This window comes from Vibrio sp. 10N.261.46.A3 (assembly GCF_041472995.1).
Classification (GTDB): domain Bacteria; phylum Pseudomonadota; class Gammaproteobacteria; order Enterobacterales; family Vibrionaceae; genus Vibrio; species Vibrio coralliirubri.
Genome location: NZ_JBFRRH010000179.1, coordinates 1 through 4,082 on the forward strand (window position 1 = coordinate 1; position 4,082 = coordinate 4,082).

The window sequence follows — 4,082 nt, forward strand, 5'->3', positions numbered from 1 at the left end:
GAAATTCCTTACCTTCAAGTTTTTATCAGACATAAAAAAACCCGCTCGATGAGCGGGTTTTTAAAACTTAAAGAGTACTTAATTCAAAGAATTATAGTACGTCTACAGCGTTAAGGTCAGCAAATGCTTTCTCTAGACGAGCAACCATTGAAGCTTGACCAGCACGTAGCCATACGCGTGGATCGTAGTACTTCTTGTTTGGAGCAGCTTCGCCAGTTGGGTTGCCGATTTGACCTTGTAGGAAATCGAAGTTGTCAGCAGAGTACTGACGGATACCGTCCCAAGTTGCCCACTGTGTATCAGTATCGATGTTCATTTTGATAACACCGTAGCCGATAGACTCTTGGATTTCTGCTTCAGAAGAACCAGAACCACCGTGGAATACGAAGTTTAGAGCGTTAGGTGCGATACCGAACTTCTCTGCACAGTATGCTTGAGAATCACGTAGGATAGTTGGAGTAAGTACAACGTTACCAGCTTGGTAAACACCGTGTACGTTACCGAAAGATGCAGCGATAGTGAAACGTGGGCTAACAGCCATTAGTTTCTCGTAAGCGTATGCTACGTCTTCTGGAGAAGTGTAAAGCTCAGATGCGTCCATATCAGAGTTATCAACGCCGTCTTCTTCACCACCAGTACAACCAAGTTCGATCTCGATTGTCATGTTCATTTTAGCCATGCGCTCTAGGTACTTAGCACATGTTTCGATGTTCTCTTCTAGAGACTCTTCAGAAAGGTCTAGCATGTGAGAAGAGAATAAAGGCTTACCAGTTTGTGCGAAGAACTCTTCACCAGCGTCTAGTAGACCGTCGATCCATGGAAGAAGTTTCTTAGCAGCGTGGTCAGTGTGCAGGATAACTGGAACACCGTAAGCTTCAGCTACAGCGTGTACGTATTTTGCACCAGCTACAGCGCCAAGAACTTGTGCGCCTTGACCTTCAAGTTTAACGCCTTTACCTGCGAAGAATGCAGCGCCGCCGTTAGAGAACTGAACAACTACTGGAGCTTTAACTTTAGCAGCTGCTTCTAGTACTGCGTTTACAGAGTCAGTACCAACAACGTTTACAGCAGGAAGAGCAAATTTGTTTTCTTTTGCTACTTCAAATACTTTCTGTACGTCATCGCCAGAAATCACACCAGGTTTTACAAAATCGAAGATCTTAGACATGGAAATAGTCCTATTTATTCTATCGTTTTAAGATTAAAAAACTTAAGTTTAAAAACTTGCAATCGTTTGCTCACAACTTATGCCATTCTAGCAAAAAAGTGTGATATGCAGCAAACGTTAAAAGGCGAGATTCACATCTCGCCTTTCTAAATCAATTATGCTTTAGCACGCTCTTCAAGCATTGCTACTGCAGGAAGTACTTTACCTTCAACGAATTCAAGGAAAGCGCCACCGCCAGTAGAGATGTAAGAAACGTCAGCTTTGATACCGAACTTGTCGATAGCTGCTAGCGTGTCACCACCACCTGCTACAGAGAAACCTGCAGACTCAGCGATTGCTTTAGAGATACCCGCAGTACCCGCTTCGAAATTCTTGAATTCGAATACGCCTACAGGGCCGTTCCAAAGGATAGTTTTCGCGTTGCCGATGATTTCAGCTAGTGCCGCAGTTGAATCTGGACCAAGGTCGAAGATCATGTCGTCGTCTTGAACTTCAGAAACGTGCTTGATTTCAGCTTCTGCGTTTTCGTCGAATGCTTTAGCACATGCAACGTCAGTTGCTACTGGGATAGCACACTCTTTCATTAGCTTTTGAGCCGTTTCAACTAGGTCAGCTTCGTATAGAGACTTACCTACGTTGTGACCTTCAGCAGCGATGAATGTGTTCGCGATACCACCACCAACAACAAGCTGGTCAGCAATTTTAGAAAGAGATTCTAGAACGGTTAGTTTAGTAGAAACTTTAGAACCACCAACGATAGCCACTAGTGGGCGAGCTGGGTTGTCCATTGCTTTACCAAGCGCTTCAAGCTCAGCAGCTAGAAGAGGGCCAGCACATGCTACAGGAGCGTAAGTACCAACGCCGTGTGTAGAAGCTTGAGCACGGTGAGCTGTACCAAATGCATCCATTACGAAGATGTCACATAGTGCAGCGTATTGCTTAGAAAGTGCTTCTTCGTTCTTCTTCTCGCCTTTGTTAAAGCGAACGTTTTCAAGAACAACAAGTTCACCAGCGTTTAGCTCTAGGCCGTTTACGTAATCTTTAGCTAGTTTAACTTCGCAGTCTAGTGCGTCGTTTAGGTAGTTAACTACAGGAGCTAGAGAGAACTCTTCGTTGTATTCGCCTTCAGTAGGACGACCAAGGTGAGAAGTAACCATTACCTTTGCGCCAGCTTCTAGGCAAAGTTTGATAGTTGGTAGAGATGCAAGGATACGTGCATCTGAAGTTACTTTACCGTCTTTTACTGGTACGTTTAGGTCAGCACGGATAAATACGCGTTTACCTGCAAGTTCCAGGTCAGTCATCTTGATCACAGACATGATTTGTCCTCTCAAATTTAAATAAATATAAAGTTTTGGAAACTCAGCAACCCTGCTAAGCCTATAAATTATTCAACTGGTCATTCTTTCACTACTAATAATATGTGGACTCTTAGTATTTATTTCAAGCTAAAAAATAAATAATCCGCACATTTGCTTCTAGGTCTTACTTCTTGCCTTCAGAAGCTTGCATTGCAAGAACCGTATCCAGCATTCGGTTCGCAAAGCCCCATTCATTATCACACCACACTAGCATTTTAACTAAGTGGCCGTTGCTCACTCGCGTTTGTGAACCATCAACGATTGCGCTATGGGGATCGTGATTAAAGTCGATGGAAACGAGCGGCGCTTCAGTATAGTCAACTATATTGTGTAATGTACACTGGGATGCATTAACAATGGTTTGATTTACGTCATTAACTTTCACATTTGCATTAATTGTGACACTTAAATCCATCGCTGTTACGTTTACCGTCGGCACACGCACAGATATAGCTTCAAATTTGTTGGAAAATTTCGGGAAGATTCTTTCAATACCTTTATGCAACTTGGTATCGACAGGAATGATCGATTGGCTTGCTGCTCGAGTACGACGCAAATCGCTGTGGTACGCATCGATAACTTGTTGATCATTCATTGAAGAGTGAATAGTCGTGATCGTACCGGACTCGATGCCAAAGGCGTCATCAAGAACCTTAATGATAGGGACAATACAGTTGGTGGTGCATGAACCATTGGAAACGATTCGGTGGTCCGCTTCGATGGTATCGTGGTTCACACCAAAGATAATGGTGTTATCGAGGTCATTGGCACCGGGGTGAGAAAACAGTACCTTTTTCGCCCCAGCAGCAATGTGCGCGAGGCCGTCATCTCGGCAACCATAAACACCGGTACAGTCGAGAACAATATCCACCTCAAGGTCACGCCAAGGCAACAGCTCAATATCAGCAAGATGTAAGATACGAATGGTATCAAACTCCCCCTTATCTTCAGCACCAATGCCATGATGGACATAGATGTGCTCTTGATCGTTAGAGATTTTCTTACCGAAGCGGCCGTGACTGGTGTCGTACTGCAATAGGTGAGCCATAGCGTCAGGCTGAGCAAGCTCATTGACCGCTACTACTTTGATTTGTTGGCTTTTGCCACTTTCATAGACAGCGCGCAATACATTACGCCCTATTCGTCCAAATCCATTTATCGCGACTTTTAGCATAGTTCCGTACATCTAACCAAAATTTCGTGCAACAGATGATAACTGAATCCTACCCAAAAGGCATTACTTGAATAACTCAGCTTGTTCATGACAGATTGATCTGCTGCTTATAGAGATGAGTCTAGGAGAAAACAAATCCCAGAGGCAAAAAACCGAGCTCAGCGCTCGGTTTTTTTATTCATTTCATTGTTAGCACTAGGCTAGCAATCAATGATTAAGCAAGAAGCTCTTTCGCTGTGTTTACTACGTTTTCAGTAGTGAAACCGAACATCTTGAATAGTTCGCCTGCTGGTGCAGATTCGCCGAACGTTGTCATACCGATGATCTTGCCACCGAAACCAACGTACTTGTACCAGAAGTCAGCGATGCCAGCTTCTAC

The 4,082-nt window shown here is 43.9% G+C and carries 4 protein-coding genes; all 4 read right to left on the reverse strand.

From position 1 onward, the window contains the following. Positions 1–91: 91 nt before the first annotated feature. Complete coding sequence (gene fbaA, locus AB4484_RS26295; protein ID WP_010435694.1) at positions 92–1,168, reverse strand: class II fructose-bisphosphate aldolase; 1,077 nt, start codon at positions 1,166–1,168, stop codon at positions 92–94. Between the two features lie 155 nt (positions 1,169–1,323). Continuing rightward, positions 1,324–2,487, reverse strand: coding sequence for a phosphoglycerate kinase (locus AB4484_RS26300; protein WP_017059064.1), 1,164 nt, complete (start codon positions 2,485–2,487; stop codon positions 1,324–1,326). A gap of 166 nt (positions 2,488–2,653) precedes the next feature. Continuing rightward, a complete protein-coding gene (epd, locus tag AB4484_RS26305; RefSeq protein ID WP_372081003.1) occupies positions 2,654–3,703 on the reverse strand; it encodes an erythrose-4-phosphate dehydrogenase in 1,050 nt (349 codons plus the stop codon). A 214-nt stretch (positions 3,704–3,917) separates the two neighbouring features. After that, positions 3,918–4,082, reverse strand: a 165-nt coding sequence (locus AB4484_RS26310) for a transketolase-like TK C-terminal-containing protein (RefSeq protein WP_081324670.1), incomplete at its 5' end; no start/stop codon positions are given.

Coding starts and splice junctions, on each gene's coding strand:
- epd (WP_372081003.1), bottom strand. CDS start 3,703: ATGCTAAAAGTCGCGATAAATGGATTTGGACGAATAGGGCGTAATGTA.
- fbaA (WP_010435694.1), bottom strand. CDS start 1,168: ATGTCTAAGATCTTCGATTTTGTAAAACCTGGTGTGATTTCTGGCGAT.
- AB4484_RS26300 (WP_017059064.1), bottom strand. CDS start 2,487: ATGTCTGTGATCAAGATGACTGACCTGGAACTTGCAGGTAAACGCGTA.